Below are 14534 nucleotides of genomic sequence, written 5' to 3'. Positions count from 1 at the left end.
CCCACATTGATCGGTGTACGCAGGTCTTTGTGGGAGCGGCCTTGTGTCGCGAAAGGGCCGCAGAGCGGCCCCAGTCACTTTCAACCGTCAGCGCCGAACCAGCAAAACCCCACTCTCCATATGGTGGGTATACGGGAACTGGTCAAACAACGCACACCGTTCGATGCGGTGAGTGTCCTGCAACTGGGCAATGTTCGCCGCCAGCGTCTCCGGGTTGCACGAGATGTACAGGATCCGCTCGAAACGCCGGGTCAGCTCGCAGGTATCCGGGTCCATCCCCGCCCGTGGCGGGTCGACGAACACCGTACCGAACTCGTAGCTCTTCAGGTCGATGCCTTCCAGCCGGCGGAACGGCCGCACCTCATTCAGCGCCTGGGTCAGCTCTTCTGCCGACAGGCGCACCAGCCGCACGTTATCCACAGCGTTCTCGTCGAGGTTGCTCAGCGCGGCATTGACCGAGGTCTTGCTGATCTCGGTAGCCAGCACCTGACGCACGCGAGTGGCCAGTGGCAGGGTGAAGTTGCCGTTGCCGCAGTACAGCTCCAGCAGGTCGTCGTCGCGCTCGCCGATGGCCTCGAAGGCCCAGCTCAGCATCTTCTGGTTCACCGCGCCGTTGGGCTGGGTGAACGCGCCTTCCGGCTGGCGGTAGCTGAACACACGGCCAGCGACGTCGAGTTTTTCCACCGCGTAGTCACGGCCGATGACCAGGCGCTTGCCCTTGGAGCGGCCGATGATGCTCACGCCCAGCTCTTCGGCCAGCTGCCGTGCGGCCGTTCCCCAGGCCTCGTCCAGCGGGCGGTGGTAGCACAGGGTGACCATGGCATCGCCAGCCAGGGTGGTGAGGAACTCCACCTGGAACAGGCGGTTGCCCAGTTCCTCGCTGGCCTGCCAGGCCGCCTTCAGGCGCGGCATCAGTGCATTGATACGCTGGCTGGCGATGGGGAAGTCGTCGATCAGGATCGCCTTGTGCTTCTCGCCCGGGGCGAACATGGCGTAGTGGCGCTGGCCATCCTCGCGCCACAGGCGGAATTCGGCGCGCAGGCGGTAATGCTCGCGCGGCGAGTCGAAAACAGCCGGCTCCGGCGCGCCGAACGGCGCCAGCAGCTCGCGCAGCCGGGTCACCTTGGCGTCCAGCTGGGTGGTGTAGGAGGAGGGGTCGAAAGCAGCACTCATGCGTTGAACCAGCCCAGCTTGATGACGAACAGGATGGAAAGGATCACCAGGGCCGGGTTCAGGTCGCGGTGGCGGCCGGAGATCAGCTTGACGGCGGTCCAGGAAATGAAGCCGAAGGCGATGCCGTTGGCGATCGAGTAGGTCAGCGGCATGGCCAGGGCGGTCACTACCACCGGTGCGGCTTCGGTGACGTCGTCCCAGTTTATTTCTGCCAGGCCCGAGGCCATCAGCACCGCGACGAACAGCAGCGCCGGGGCGGTGGCGAAGGCCGGCACGCTACCGGCCAGCGGGGCGAAGAACAGCGCCAGCAGGAACAGCACGGCGACCACGATGGCGGTCAGGCCGGTGCGGCCACCGGCGCTCACGCCCGCGGCGGATTCGATGTAGCTGGTGGTGGTCGAGGTGCCCAGCAGGGAGCCGGCCATGGCTGCGGTACTGTCGGCGATCAGGGCACGGCCCATCTTCGGCATGTGGCCGTCCTTGCCCATCAGCCCGGCGCGCTTGGCCACGCCGATCAGGGTGCCGGAGTTGTCGAACAGGTCGACGAACAGGAATGCGAAGATCACGCTGACCAGGCCCACGTCCAGCGCGCCGGCGATGTCCAGCTGCAGGAAGGTCGGGGCCAGCGATGGCGGCATCGAGACCACGCCGCCGAAGGGCGTCACGCCCATCAGGATCGAGGCGATGGTTACGGCGAGAATGCCGATCAGCACGGCGCCGCGCACTTTCAGCGACTCGAGGCCGACGATCAGGAAGAAGCCCAGGGTGGCGAGGATCGGTGCTGGCTGCTTGAGGTCGCCCAGGCCCACCAGGGTGGCTGGGTTATCGACGACGATGCCTGCGTTATGCAGGGCGATCAGTGCCAGGAACAGGCCGATACCCGCGGCAATGGCCGAACGCAGCGGCAGCGGGATGCTGTTCACGATCCATTCGCGGATGCGGAAGATCGACAGCAGGAAGAACATCACCGCCGACAGGAACACCGCACCCAGTGCCACCTGCCAGGTGTGGCCCATGTGCAGGACCACGGTGTAGGTGAAGAACGCGTTCAGGCCCATGCCCGGCGCCAGGGCGATCGGGTAGTTGGCGATCAGGCCCATGGTCACCGAGCCGATGGCCGCGGCCAGGCAGGTGGCGACGAAGATCGCGCCCTTGTCCATGCCGGTCTCGCCGAGGATGCTCGGGTTGACGAACAGGATGTAGGCCATGGCCAGGAAGGTGGTGACGCCCGCGAGAATCTCGGTGCGCACATTGGTGTTGTGTGCTTTTAGTTGAAACAGCCTTTCCAGCATGCCCGCTCCCCGAGGCGCCCCCGGCGCCATGAATGTATCGACCCCATCAGCAAAGCACAGACCGTACCGGTTGCCGTGGTTTTGTGTGGGGCGGAAAAAAGCCGCGCATCATACCAGCATGCTTTGCGGGGGCCTATGGCCGTTGGGGAATGGTAATTTTTTCCCTGTGCCGGCCTCTTCGCGGGTGAACCCGCTCCCACAGGTACTCCACCAGATCTGAAGGCAGCGCGGTCCTTGTGGGAGCGGGTTTACCCGCGAAAGGGCCGGTACAGGCTACAGATCAACCGTTATGCAACCGGTCCCGCTTGGCCAGTGTCGGGAACAGCTTTATCCACACCCCAGTCACCACCAAAGTGCCCACCCCACCCAGCACCACCGCCGGCACTGTGCCGAACCAGTGCGCGGTCACCCCCGATTCGAACTCGCCGAGCTGGTTCGAGGCACCAATGAACAAGCCGTTCACCGCACTCACCCGTCCGCGCATTTCATCCGGCGTCTCCAACTGCACGAAGGCACCGCGGATAACCATGCTGATCATGTCTGCCGCACCCAGCACCACCAGCACTGCCAGCGAGAACCAGAACGAGGTCGACAGGCCGAAGGCGATGGTCGCCACGCCGAACACGCCCACTGCCGTGAACATGGTCCGCCCCACGTTGCGCTCGAACGGGAAGCGCGCCAGCCACAGCGACATCAGCAATGCCCCCACCGCTGGCGCCGAGCGCAGCAGGCCGAGGCCCAGCGGGCCGGTCAGCAGGATGTCCTTGGCGAACACCGGCAACAGCGCGGTGGCACCGCCCAGCAGTACGGCGAACAGGTCCAGCGAGATGGCGCCGAGGATGTCCGGCCGGCTGCGAATGAAGCGGATGCCGGCCAGCAGCGATTCGATGCTGGCGCGTCCGCGCTGGGCCACCTGGCCGCGTGCCTGCAGGCTCAGGGTCAGCACGCAGGCGATGGCGTACAGGGCCACGGTGGGGCCGTATACCCAGATGCTGCCGAAGGCATACAGGAAGCCGCCAACCGCCGGCGCCACAATGGTTGCCGACTGGGTGGCCGAGGCCGAAGCCGCCACCGCGCGTGGGAACAGCCCGGCCGGTACCACATTGGGCAGCAGCGCCTGGGTCGCCGGCATTTCGAACGAACGCGTGGCACCGAGCAGGAAGGCGAGGGCGAAGATCAGCTCGCGGGTGACGTTGTCGGTGGCACTGCCCAGCGCCAGTGCCAGGGCTATCAGCCCCTGCAGGCTCTGGCACAGCGCAGCGACCTTGCGCCGGTCATAGCGGTCGGCGACATGCCCGGTGTGCAGCATGAACAGCACCCGTGGGGCGAACTCGACCAGGCCGACCAGGCCCAGGTCCAGCACATTGCCGGTCAATTGGTAGAGGTGCCAGCCAATGGCCACGGTGAGCATCTGGAAGCCGCTGGCGGTGAACACGCGGGCCAGCCAGAAGGCCAGGAAAGGGCGGTGGTGACGCAACAACTGCGGTGCGGAATCGGACATCGGAAACCAGGGGCCTCGGCGCAGTAGAGGGGTGCGCAGCGTATCATCTGTTTGTAACAAACGGTTACTGTTTGCCGGGGTCGGCACTTTTTCACGCGTCATGAAAGGGGGTGGGGCAACCGGTCACGCGGCAATCAACCACACGGCCCGGCGGGCCATTCAGGACTATGCTTCCTAGCAATCGTTGATCTGGGTCAATCGTTCCAGATGTAACGATCGGGCCCTTGGGCCGAAATCCCTGCGATCGAACAGAACAATTCCAACGCGCCGCACTCGACTACCGTGGGGGCAGTGGGCGACGGGGCCAGCGGCCCGGACGCCGGATTATCTGAAGAGGAAGCACCATGTTCGGAATAGAGGCCTTAGAGCTCGCCCGAATGCAGTTCGCCTTTACCGTGTCGTTCCATATCCTGTTCCCGGCCATCACCATTGGCCTGGCGAGCTACCTGGCAGTCCTCGAAGGCCTCTGGCTGCGGACCAACAACCAGGTCTACCGTGACCTTTATCACTTCTGGTCGAAAATCTTCGCCGTCAACTTCGGCATGGGGGTGGTTTCCGGCCTGGTCATGGCCTACCAGTTCGGTACCAACTGGAGCCGCTTCTCCGACTTCGCCGGCGCCATTACCGGCCCGCTGCTCACCTATGAGGTGCTGACCGCGTTCTTCCTCGAGGCTGGTTTCCTGGGGGTCATGCTGTTTGGCTGGAACCGCGTCGGCCGTGGCCTGCACTTCTTTTCCACGGTGATGGTGGCGCTCGGCACCCTGGTCTCGACCTTCTGGATCCTCGCCTCCAACAGTTGGATGCAGACCCCGCAAGGCCACGAGATCATCGATGGCCGGGTGGTGCCGGTGGACTGGCTGGCGGTGGTATTCAACCCCTCGTTCCCCTACCGCCTGATGCACATGGCCACGGCCGCGTTCGTTGCCACCGCGTTCTTCGTCGGTGCCTCGGCGGCCTGGCACCTGCTGCGCGGGCGTGACAACCCGGCGGTGCGCAAGATGCTGTCGATGGCCATGTGGATGGCGCTGATCGTCGCCCCGATCCAGGCGGTGATCGGTGACTTCCATGGCCTCAACACGCTCAAGCACCAGCCGGTGAAAATCGCCGCGATCGAAGGCCACTGGGAGAACGTGCCCGGCGAGCCGACCCCGCTGATCTTGTTCGGCATTCCCGACATGCAGGCCGAAACCACCCGCTTCAAGCTCGAGATCCCGGCGCTCGGCAGCCTGATCCTGACCCACAGCCTGGACAAGCAGGTGCCGGCGATGAAGGAGTTCCCGCCCGAAGACCGGCCCAACTCGACCATCGTCTTCTGGTCGTTCCGGATCATGGTCGGGCTGGGGTTCCTGATGATCTTCGTCGGCCTGTGGAGCCTCTGGCTGCGCAAGCGCGGCACGCTCTATACCTCGCGGCCGTTCCTGTACCTGGCCCTGTGGATGGGCCCTTCCGGGCTGATCGCGCTGCTGGCCGGCTGGTTCACCACCGAAATCGGCCGCCAGCCCTGGGTGGTGTATGGCCTGATGCGCACGGCAGACGGTGTGTCCAACCACAGTTACGCCCAGCTCGGCTTCACCCTGGTGGCCTTCGTGGTGGTGTACTTCGCCCTGTTCGGCACCGGCCTTGGCTACATGATGCGCCTGGTGCGCAAAGGGCCGCAGACCGGTGAGGGTGACGAGCACAACCCAGGTGGCCCTGGCACCAAACGCACGCCGGCGCGGCCGCTGTCCGCCGCCGATGATGGCCGAGAGGCCAACTCCGCCAGCCTGAGCAAGGGGAACTGAGCCATGGGTATCGACCTTCCGCTGATCTGGGCCGTGATCATCATCTTCGGCGTCATGATGTACGTGGTGATGGATGGTTTCGACCTGGGGATCGGCATGCTCTTCCCGTTCGTCAAGGGCGAGCAGGACCGAGATGTGATGATGAACACCGTCGCCCCCGTGTGGGACGGTAACGAGACCTGGCTGGTGCTGGGCGGTGCCGGGCTGTTCGGGGCGTTCCCGATGGCTTACTCGGTAGTGCTGGAGGCCCTGTACCTGCCATTGATCCTGATGCTGATCGGCCTGATCTTCCGCGGCGTGGCCTTCGAGTTCCGCTTCAAGGCCAAGGCCGACAAGCGCCATATCTGGGACAAGGCGTTCATCTGGGGCTCGTTGATCGCCACCTTCTTCCAGGGGGTGGCGCTGGGTGCCTTCCTCGAAGGCTTCAAGGTGGTCGACCGGCATTTCGCCGGTGGCACCCTTGACTGGCTGACCCCGTTCAGCCTGTTCTGCGGCCTGGGGCTGATCGTTGCCTACACCCTGCTGGGCTGCACCTGGCTGATCATGAAGACCGAAGGGGCGCTGCAGCAGAAGATGCACGACATCGCCCGGCCGCTGGCGCTGGTGCTGCTGGTAGTGATCGGCATCGTCAGCCTGTGGACACCGATCGCCTACCCGCAGATCGCCGACCGCTGGTTCAGCATGCCTAACCTGGTCTGGTTCATGCCGGTGCCGATCCTGGTGCTGGTGACCTTCTACGGGTTGCTCAAGGCGGTGGCGCGCAATGCGCACTACACGCCGTTCCTGCTGACGTTGGTGCTGATCTTCCTCGGTTACAGCGGCCTGGGCATCAGCCTGTGGCCGAACATCATCCCGCCGTCGATCTCGATCTGGGATGCCGCGGCACCACCGCAGAGCCAGGGCTTCATGCTGGTGGGCACACTGTTCATCCTGCCGTTCATCCTCATGTATACCTTCTGGAGCTACTACGTGTTCCGCGGCAAGGTGACCCATGAAGACGGCTATCACTAGGAGGGCTGCATGATGACCGGCAAGCATGGCTTGGACGAGAAGAAACCCCTGTGGCAGCGGCTGGGCTGGCTGCTGCTGATCTGGGCGATGAGCGTGGCGGCCCTGGGCGTGGCGGCCTACGTGATGCGCCTGTTCATGGGGGCTGCGGGGCTGACCACCCATTGAACCAATGGGGGCGCTTTGCGCCCCTTTCGCGACACAAGGCCGCTCCTACAGGGATCGCGATCATTCAGATTGTCGCGTCTCCCGGTAGGAGCGGCCTTGTGTCGCGATGGGCTGCAAAGCAGCCCCCAAAGCCTATTTACGAGCTTTAAGGATGACGAACTTGGGCGTTGCCGCCACCTGCTCCACCCCCCGGAACAACCGCGCCAGCTTGCTGTGATAACCCAGGTGCCGGTTACCCACGATATACAGCGCCCCGCCCACCACCAACGCCTCGCGCGCCTGCTGGAACATGCGCCAGGCGAGGAAATCGCCCACCACCTGCTGCTGGTGGAACGGCGGATTGCACAGCACCACGTCCAGCGACTGCTTCTCTACCCCCGCCAACCCATCGGCTGCCTCGAACACCGCCGGGCGCTCGCCCAGCGCGGCCTGCCAGTTCTCCCGCGCCGATTGCACCGCCATGTACGACTCGTCGACCAGGGTGTATTGGGCATCCGGGTTAGCCAGGGCGCTGGCGATCGCCAGCACGCCGTTGCCACAGCCCAGGTCCGCCACCCGCGCGCGGCCCAGTTCGCGGGGCAGGTGCGGCAGGAACGCCCGCGTGCCGATATCCAACCCCTCACGGCAGAATACGTTGGCGTGGTTGAGCAACTCCAGCGCCGGCACGTCGAGGCGGTAGCGGCTAGGGTAGGGCGAGCGGGCGACCGGCCGTTCGGCCACCGTCGCGGTCAGCAAGCGGGCCTTTTTCTGCGCCAGCGAGGCCTGCACCGGGCCGATGTATTTCTCCATCAGGTCACCGGCCGCCCGTGGCAGGTGCTTGATCATCGCCCCGGCAATCACCTGCGCACCGGGCGCCAGGTGGCCTTGCAGGCGGATCAGCTGTTCTTCGAGCAGGGCCAGGGTCTTGGGCACGCGCACCAGTACTCGGTCGAACGGGCCTTGCCAGTGTTCGCTGGCCGGTACGAACGGCACGCTGTCGAATGGCAGGCCATTGCGTGCCAGGTTCTTTTCCAGGGCCAGGTGCGCCAGGTGTGAATCGCCACTGCTGACCACCTGCAGCTTGCCCGCCAGGCTGGCGGCCAGGGCGCCGAAGCTGTCATTGAGCACCAGCACCCGGCAGTCGGCCCCTGGAGCCTGTTCGTGCAGCTGCGCAAGCAGGTACTCGTCGGCGGCATCGAAAGCCTGCAGCGGGTCGTTGGCCTGTTCCGGCTGGCGGATCAGGTCGAGTTCGGCGTAGGGGGTGGTCAACAGGGGCATGGCGTCTGGCTCGGGTACGAAACTGCCCGTTGCGGTTCGCCCCGGGCTTTGCCGGGCGATTCTACAGGGCTTTGCCCAAGGTCGCAGGTTTGAAGCTCAGAGCCAGCCACGCAGGGCGGCGATGGCGATGGCGCCGGCCTTGTTGGCGGCGTTGGTCTTGGTGATGACACTGCGTATATGGAAGTTTACCGTGCTTGTCGACAGTGACAGGATGCAGGCAACGTCGGCGGCGGTCTTGCCGGCGGCCGACCATCTCAGTACTTCCAGCTCCCGCTCGCTCATTTTCGGCTGCGGCGGGCATAGTGCAGTGAGGTGATGTGCGCTGATTACCTCATGCAGTTTGTGACTCAGCCACTGCACATTGCCGGCCTTTCTGTAGAGTTCGACAATACTGATGGGCTTGGTGGACCTGGCCACGCTTATCTGGCTTTCGTTGTGCTGCTGGTCGTGCAATGACTGCGTCCAGCCATGGCGCAAGCCGCTCTGGCAGGCAGCTTCACGAAATTGCGGAGCCTCGCGATACAGGTCATCGGTCCATAGCACAGGCATGGTGGATTTGTGGCTCAAATCGGCAGCCGGGTCCTGCTTGTGCAGGTCATCGCGCTGGTAGCGCTCGATCCATTCACGGGGGTAATTGCTGTACAGGAACAGGTGGGGTGTTTGCGTAGCGATCTGGATGCGAATGTTCAGCCCCAGGTACTCCATGCCCAGATCCTGCGCCATATGCACGGCCATGCCGAACAACTTCTGTGGGCAGCGTTCGGCGTCGAACGCACGAAGATACTCGGGTTTCCAGTGGCGCATCTGAAATACTCCTTGAGCCTCAGGTCCAGTCCGTTTGGGTGCCCGCATGATTGTAGGAAAAGACCTACCAATGTGCTGAGATTTTTTTGTTATAGCGGTCAGGATCCGATGCGACTTCGGCAGGATCGCCGCAGATGAGGCCCTACAAAGCAGTGGTTTTTATCCGCGCCACTTTGCGCGACACTGTGCGCACGCCAAACCTGGAGCCCGATATGACCGCTAGCGCTGAAAAGTTCACCCGCCAGACCCTGCTCGATGTTCAGCCACTCACGCCGAACCTCTTCAGCCTGCGGGTTACGCGCGATGCGGGGTTCCGCTTCCGTTCCGGCCAGTTTGCCCGCCTGGGCGTGACCAAGGCCGATGGCAGCGTGGTGTGGCGCGCCTATTCCATGGTCAGCGCGCCCCATGACGAGCACCTCGACTTCTTCTCCATCGTGGTGCCAGGGGGGGAATTCACCAGCGAGCTGAGCCGGTTGGGGGCAGGCGATACCCTGCTGATCGACCGCCAGGCCTTCGGCTTCCTCACCCTCGACCGCTTCGTCGGTGGCCGCGACCTGTGGTTGCTGGCGACCGGTACTGGCATTGCGCCGTTCATGTCGATCCTGCAGGACTTCGAGGCCTGGGAGCGTTTCGACAACATCAAGCTGGTGTACTCGGTGCGCGAAGCGAAAGAGCTGGCTTATGTGGATGAAATCGCCGGGCTGGAGCAACGCGATTACTTGGCCGAATTCGCTGGCAAGTTGCAGTTCATTCCGGTGGTGACCCGTGAACAGCACCCAGGGGCGTTGAACCAGCGGATTACCACGCTGATCGAGAATGGCGGGCTGGAGAAAGCGGCAGGGCTGGAACTGTCGCCGGAGCATTCGCGGGTGATGCTGTGTGGCAACCCGGAGATGATTGATGAAACGCGCAAGGTACTGAAGGCGCGCGACCTGCAATTGAGCCTGAGCAAGCGGCCGGGGCAGGTGGCTGTGGAGAACTACTGGTAAGGCCGTTGGGGCCGCTTTGCGGCCCATCGCGACACAAGGCCGCTCCTACAGGAACCGCGATTTCCTGGGAAATGCAAAAGCCTTGTAGGAGCGGCCTTGTGTCGCGACAGGGCTGCAAGGCAGCCCCCGGCAATCTCAAGGCAAGCGGTTCTGATTCTGCGCCTTGAGCAAGTCGCGGATCTCGGTCAGCAAGGTCTCTTCTGCAGTCGGCACAGGCGGTGCAGTCGGCGCCACGGCCTCTTCACGCTTGAGCTGGTTGATCGCCTTCACCCCCATGAAGATGGCAAAGGCCACGATCACGAAGTCGATCACGGTCTGGATGAACTTGCCATACGCCAGCACCACCGCCGGAACGTCACCTTCGGCAGCCTTCAGGGTAACTGCCAGGTCGCTGAAGTCCATGCCACCGATCAACAGGCCCAGTGGCGGCATGACCACGTCACCGACGAAAGACGAGACGATCTTGCCGAAGGCCGCGCCGATGATGATACCAACCGCCATGTCGACGACATTGCCTTTGACCGCGAAGGCCTTGAATTCACTGATCATGCCCATGTTTGGTTCCTTGTAACAAAAGGTAAGGTTTACGCAGTGTAAGCCACTCAAACGCTTCATGCGTTGTGCTCAGGGCCACAGACTGCTGTTAGAACGAATAGTTTTGTCGCATCCCGAGGCGTTCGAGGCACGTCCGGCTCGGCTATCATGGCGGTTTTTTTCCAGGAGACCCCAGCCATGGCCAAGGCCAAGCGCTTGTATGGCTGTACCGAGTGCGGTGCGACCTTCCCCAAATGGGCCGGCCAGTGTGGCGAATGCGGGGCCTGGAACACGCTGGTCGAGACCATGATCGAAAGCGGCGGTGCCGCTGCGCCCAGTAGCGGCCGTGCCGGCTGGACCGGGCAGCAGGCGCAGATCAAGACCCTGGCCGAAGTCAGCGTCGAGGAAATCCCGCGCTTCACCACCAGCAGCACCGAACTGGACCGCGTGCTGGGCGGTGGCCTGGTGGATGGCTCGGTGGTGTTGATCGGTGGTGACCCCGGCATCGGCAAGTCGACCATCCTGCTGCAGACCTTGTGCAACATTGCCGTGGGCATGCCGGCGCTGTATGTCACCGGCGAGGAGTCGCAGCAGCAGGTGGCCATGCGCTCCCGGCGCCTGGGCCTGCCCCAGGACCAGCTCAAGGTGATGACCGAAACCTGCATCGAGACCATCATCGCCACGGCCCGCGTCGAGAAGCCGCGGGTCATGGTGATCGACTCGATCCAGACCATTTTCACCGAGCAGCTGCAATCGGCACCCGGCGGCGTGGCCCAGGTGCGCGAAAGCACGGCGTTGCTGGTGCGCTACGCCAAGCAGAGCGGCACGGCGATCTTCCTGGTCGGCCACGTGACCAAGGAAGGCTCGCTGGCCGGCCCGCGGGTACTCGAGCACATGGTCGACACCGTGCTGTATTTCGAGGGCGAGTCCGATGGCCGCCTGCGCCTGCTGCGGGCGGTGAAGAACCGCTTTGGCGCGGTCAACGAGCTGGGTGTGTTCGGCATGACCGACCGTGGCCTGAAGGAGGTGTCCAACCCCTCGGCGATCTTCCTCAACCGCACCCAGGAGGAAGTACCGGGCAGCGTGGTGATGGCGACCTGGGAGGGCACCCGGCCGATGCTGGTGGAGGTGCAGGCGCTGGTCGACGACAGCCACCTGGCCAACCCGCGCCGGGTGACCCTGGGCCTGGACCAGAACCGCCTGGCCATGTTGCTGGCAGTGCTGCACCGCCACGGCGGTATTCCCACCCATGACCAGGATGTGTTCCTCAACGTGGTGGGCGGGGTGAAGGTGCTGGAAACCGCCTCGGACCTGGCGCTGCTGGCGGCGGTGATGTCCAGCCTGCGCAACCGGCCCCTGGCCCATGGCCTGCTGGTGTTTGGCGAGATCGGCCTGTCGGGCGAGGTGCGGCCGGTGCCCAGTGGCCAGGAGCGTTTGAAGGAAGCCGCCAAGCATGGTTTCAAGCGGGCCATCGTGCCCAAGGGCAATGCGCCGAAAGAGGCTCCGGCAGGGTTGCAGGTGATTGCCGTTACCCGGCTGGAGCAGGCCCTGGATGCGCTGTTCGAATAATTCGTGGCCTGTACCGGCCTCTTCGCGGGTAAACCCGCTCCCACAGGTACCGCATCAGCTTCAGGATTGCGCAAACCCTGTGGGAGCGGGTTTACCCGCGAAAGGGCCGGCACAGGCAAAACGAAAAAGGGGCCGACGATGCGCGTCGGCCCCCCCACCTCACCGCTCAGTCAGCGGTCAATGCTCGGCAACCGCGCTGCGCCTGACCGTTTCATTGCCATGCTCGTCCAGTTCCAGCATCGGCACTTCATTACCCTCGGCATCGAACAGCTTGCCATCCTTGAAGTAGTCGCCATCACGCAGCGCTGAAATGTCCGAGTACTGGATGGTGCGCTCGTACGCGGCGGCAAACACCGACTGCTGGTCCGAGTTGCCGGCGGTGAAGTGGTTGAAGATCAGGTTCAGCAGGATGGCCATGATCGCCGCCGAGCTGATGCCCGAGTGGAAGATGGTCTCGAACCAGTTCGGGAAGTGGTGGTAGAAGGTCGGTGCGGCAATCGGGATCATGCCGAAGCCCAGCGAGGCAGCGACGATGATCAGGTTGACGTTGTTCTTGTAGCTGACCTTGGACAGGGTGCGGATACCGCTGGCCGCCACGGTGCCGAACAGCACGATGCCCGCGCCACCCAGTACCGGAGTAGGGACTGCGGCAATCACCCGGCCCATGATCGGCAGCAGGCCGAGCACCACCAGGATCACGCCACCGGTGGCCACCACGTAGCGGCTCTTGACCCCGGTCACGGCTACCAGGCCGACGTTCTGGGCGAACGCGCTCTGGGTGAACGAGCCGAAGATCGGCGCCAGGATGCTCGAGGCCATGTCGGCGCGCAGGCCGTTGCCCAGGCGCTTGGAGTCGACCTTGGTGTCGATGATCTCACCCACGGCGAGGATGTCGGCCGAGGTTTCCACCAGGGTCACCATGATCACGATGCACATCGACAGGATCGCGGCGATGTGGAATTCCGGCATGCCGAAATGGAACGGCGTGGGGAAGGCGAACATCGGGCCCTCGGTGACCTTGCTGAAGTCGGCCATGCCCAGCGCCCAGGCGATCAGGGTACCGAACACCATGGCCAGCAGGATCGACAGGCGCGAGATTGCCGCGCTGCCCAGCTTGCTCAGCAGCAGCACGATGGCGAAGGTCAGGGCTGCCAGGCCGATGTTGGCCACGCTGCCGAATTCCGGCGAGGCGCTGTTGCCACCCATCACCCAGCGAGCGGCCACGGGCATCAGGGTCAGGCCGATGGTGGTGATGACGATGCCGGTTACCAGCGGCGGGAAGAACTTGGTGATGCGCGAGAACACCGGGGTGATCAGAAAGCCGATCAGCGACGCTGCCATGACCGCGCCGAGCACGCCCGGCAGGCCTCCGCCGCCCTCGCTGCTGAGGATTGCACCCATGGTTGCCACACCGGCGAACGAAACGCCCTGCACCAGCGGCAACTGGCAGCCGAAGAACGGCAGGCCGAGGGTTTGCAGCAGGGTGGCCAGGCCACCGGCAAACAACGAAGCGGCGATCAGCATGCCGATTTCGGCACCGTTCAGGCCCGCGGCCTGCCCCAGGATCAGGGGTACCGCGACGATCCCCCCGTACATGGTCAGCACATGCTGCAGACCATAGGCCAGGTTGGCACCAAGGCCGAGGTTTTCATCCTCGGGGCGCTTGGCGGGAGACGTGCTAGGGGACGTAGTCATGGAGCAGGCTCTCTGTTTATTGTTGTGGTGCTACTGTAGACACTTCCTACAAATGATTGCCACAAGAATTGTATACAATATTTTGATCGGAGCGCGCACAAGAGCGCCCGCAAGGTGTGCGAGAACCCAATGCAGAAGGCGTACCAACTCGTCAGAGGCTGTGCTAGAGGGGTGTGTACAAAACGCTGCTACCCAGGCTTAAAGCTGTCTGGGTAGACAGGAAACACAAGGTGGGGAAGCCATTAGCTAGCTAAGAGATTTCATTATTCGATGAGTTCGCGCAGCTCACGCATCATTTCGGTGCTGTCGGCCACGTTCAATTCCACAAGACGGTGCAAATGGCTCATCGACTCGACGTCGATGTACAGGCAGATGAAGCCCAGGCGGTCTGGTTCCTCATGGCGCAGTTCAACCTGCATCTGCACCTCGGTCACTTCGTCGTTGAGCAGGATGTACGCTTCGAAATCCTGGGTCAGATCGGCATCCCAAGGTTCGGGGCATTCGACCAGCAGGCCTTTGAGGGACAGATCGAGCAGTTTCACCTCCCAGCAACGTTCGCCCTGGCACAGCTTTGTCGGGGCGTCGAACTGGATGCGCTGGAAACGGCGGCGTTCGTCGTGATCGCTCATGGGGTAGATCCTCGCATAGGTCCTCAGGTGACATCCTGACTATAGTTAGAGTGGTATGTACATCAGGTACCGCAATCTGGCCGCAGAGGCTCTAGACCAAAGCAAGTGTGGCAATGCGCGATGACTCGCCCTAG

Annotated in this window: 13 protein-coding genes; 5 read left to right on the top strand and 8 right to left on the bottom strand. The window is 63.6% G+C overall.

The window, feature by feature from the left end; genetic code table 11:
* Window positions 1–87: 87 nt before the first annotated feature.
* The 3 genes from trmA to CAG00_RS13375 all read right to left on the bottom strand — a co-directional run bounded on the left by trmA (window position 88) and on the right by CAG00_RS13375 (window position 3966).
* Entirely contained in the window at window positions 88–1173 is a 1086-nt protein-coding gene (gene trmA, locus CAG00_RS13385; protein WP_085664465.1) for a tRNA (uridine(54)-C5)-methyltransferase TrmA, read from the bottom strand.
* Window positions 1170–2465 carry an NCS2 family permease gene (locus CAG00_RS13380; protein ID WP_015271803.1) on the bottom strand — a complete coding sequence of 432 codons (1296 nt, stop codon included), beginning with the start codon at window positions 2463–2465 and terminating at the stop codon, window positions 1170–1172. The genes trmA and CAG00_RS13380 overlap by 4 nt, the downstream gene beginning before the upstream one ends.
* Before the next feature lie 280 nt (window positions 2466–2745).
* Complete coding sequence (locus tag CAG00_RS13375; protein ID WP_025340646.1) at window positions 2746–3966, bottom strand: MFS transporter; 1221 nt, start codon at window positions 3964–3966, stop codon at window positions 2746–2748.
* Between the two features lie 344 nt (window positions 3967–4310).
* On the opposite strand from CAG00_RS13375, the gene CAG00_RS13370 reads away from it, so the two are divergent.
* From CAG00_RS13370 to CAG00_RS13360, 3 genes are read left to right on the top strand one after another with little or no spacing between them, the layout of a single operon-like run.
* Window positions 4311–5747, top strand: a complete 1437-nt coding sequence (locus CAG00_RS13370) for a cytochrome ubiquinol oxidase subunit I (RefSeq protein ID WP_075046379.1) — start codon at window positions 4311–4313, stop codon at window positions 5745–5747.
* Window positions 5748–5750: 3 nt separating this feature from the next.
* Entirely contained in the window at window positions 5751–6758 is a 1008-nt protein-coding gene (cydB, locus tag CAG00_RS13365; RefSeq protein ID WP_085664463.1) for a cytochrome d ubiquinol oxidase subunit II, read from the top strand.
* Window positions 6759–6767: 9 nt separating this feature from the next.
* The gene (locus CAG00_RS13360) at window positions 6768–6923 is read left to right on the top strand and encodes a DUF2474 domain-containing protein (RefSeq protein WP_008094148.1); all 156 of its coding nucleotides are present in this window, start codon (window positions 6768–6770) and stop codon (window positions 6921–6923) included.
* A gap of 132 nt (window positions 6924–7055) precedes the next feature.
* On the opposite strand, the gene CAG00_RS13355 is transcribed toward CAG00_RS13360, so the two are convergent.
* Both CAG00_RS13355 and CAG00_RS13350 read right to left on the bottom strand, forming a co-directional pair.
* Window positions 7056–8180 carry a methyltransferase gene (locus CAG00_RS13355; RefSeq protein ID WP_085664462.1) on the bottom strand — a complete coding sequence of 375 codons (1125 nt, stop codon included), beginning with the start codon at window positions 8178–8180 and terminating at the stop codon, window positions 7056–7058.
* 96 nt (window positions 8181–8276) lie between these two features.
* Complete coding sequence (locus CAG00_RS13350) at window positions 8277–8984, bottom strand: autoinducer binding domain-containing protein (protein WP_085664461.1); 708 nt, start codon at window positions 8982–8984, stop codon at window positions 8277–8279.
* Window positions 8985–9196: 212 nt separating this feature from the next.
* Between CAG00_RS13350 and CAG00_RS13345 the strand changes: the two genes are divergently transcribed.
* A complete protein-coding gene (locus CAG00_RS13345; RefSeq protein ID WP_085664459.1) occupies window positions 9197–9973 on the top strand; it encodes a ferredoxin--NADP reductase in 777 nt (258 codons plus the stop codon).
* 135 nt (window positions 9974–10108) lie between these two features.
* On the opposite strand, the gene mscL is transcribed toward CAG00_RS13345, so the two are convergent.
* Window positions 10109–10528, bottom strand: coding sequence for a large-conductance mechanosensitive channel protein MscL (gene mscL / locus CAG00_RS13340; protein ID WP_063913403.1), 420 nt, complete (start codon window positions 10526–10528; stop codon window positions 10109–10111).
* 177 nt (window positions 10529–10705) lie between these two features.
* Here mscL and radA point away from each other — a divergent pair, with 177 nt between their 5' ends.
* Complete coding sequence (radA, locus tag CAG00_RS13335; protein WP_003251626.1) at window positions 10706–12076, top strand: DNA repair protein RadA; 1371 nt, start codon at window positions 10706–10708, stop codon at window positions 12074–12076.
* Window positions 12077–12253: 177 nt separating this feature from the next.
* Here the strand turns inward: radA and CAG00_RS13325 are convergent, their stop codons facing one another.
* Window positions 12254–13771: a nucleobase:cation symporter-2 family protein gene (locus CAG00_RS13325; RefSeq protein WP_085664457.1), complete on the bottom strand. Its 1518-nt coding sequence runs from the start codon at window positions 13769–13771 to the stop codon at window positions 12254–12256.
* A 263-nt stretch (window positions 13772–14034) separates the two neighbouring features.
* Window positions 14035–14400: a PilZ domain-containing protein gene (locus CAG00_RS13320; RefSeq protein ID WP_085664456.1), complete on the bottom strand. Its 366-nt coding sequence runs from the start codon at window positions 14398–14400 to the stop codon at window positions 14035–14037.
* Between the last annotated feature and the right edge of the window lie 134 nt (window positions 14401–14534).

Origin of the sequence: Pseudomonas sp. B5(2017) (assembly GCF_002112825.1) — a bacterium.
GTDB classification, from domain to species: Bacteria; Pseudomonadota; Gammaproteobacteria; order Pseudomonadales; family Pseudomonadaceae; genus Aquipseudomonas; species Aquipseudomonas putida_Z.
The sequence above is the reverse complement of the archived record's forward strand: the minus strand, read 5'-3'. Positions and strand labels throughout refer to the sequence as shown.

Bases quoted from the DNA above. Each gene is read 5' to 3' on its own strand.
- trmA (WP_085664465.1), bottom strand. From the start codon at position 1,173: ATGAGTGCTGCTTTCGACCCCTCCTCCTACACCACCCAGCTGGACGCC.
- CAG00_RS13380 (WP_015271803.1), bottom strand. From the start codon at position 2,465: ATGCTGGAAAGGCTGTTTCAACTAAAAGCACACAACACCAATGTGCGC.
- CAG00_RS13375 (WP_025340646.1), bottom strand. From the start codon at position 3,966: ATGTCCGATTCCGCACCGCAGTTGTTGCGTCACCACCGCCCTTTCCTG.
- CAG00_RS13370 (WP_075046379.1), top strand. From the start codon at position 4,311: ATGTTCGGAATAGAGGCCTTAGAGCTCGCCCGAATGCAGTTCGCCTTT.
- cydB (WP_085664463.1), top strand. From the start codon at position 5,751: ATGGGTATCGACCTTCCGCTGATCTGGGCCGTGATCATCATCTTCGGC.
- CAG00_RS13360 (WP_008094148.1), top strand. From the start codon at position 6,768: ATGATGACCGGCAAGCATGGCTTGGACGAGAAGAAACCCCTGTGGCAG.
- CAG00_RS13355 (WP_085664462.1), bottom strand. From the start codon at position 8,180: ATGCCCCTGTTGACCACCCCCTACGCCGAACTCGACCTGATCCGCCAG.
- CAG00_RS13350 (WP_085664461.1), bottom strand. From the start codon at position 8,984: ATGCGCCACTGGAAACCCGAGTATCTTCGTGCGTTCGACGCCGAACGC.
- CAG00_RS13345 (WP_085664459.1), top strand. From the start codon at position 9,197: ATGACCGCTAGCGCTGAAAAGTTCACCCGCCAGACCCTGCTCGATGTT.
- mscL (WP_063913403.1), bottom strand. From the start codon at position 10,528: ATGGGCATGATCAGTGAATTCAAGGCCTTCGCGGTCAAAGGCAATGTC.
- radA (WP_003251626.1), top strand. From the start codon at position 10,706: ATGGCCAAGGCCAAGCGCTTGTATGGCTGTACCGAGTGCGGTGCGACC.
- CAG00_RS13325 (WP_085664457.1), bottom strand. From the start codon at position 13,771: ATGACTACGTCCCCTAGCACGTCTCCCGCCAAGCGCCCCGAGGATGAA.
- CAG00_RS13320 (WP_085664456.1), bottom strand. From the start codon at position 14,400: ATGAGCGATCACGACGAACGCCGCCGTTTCCAGCGCATCCAGTTCGAC.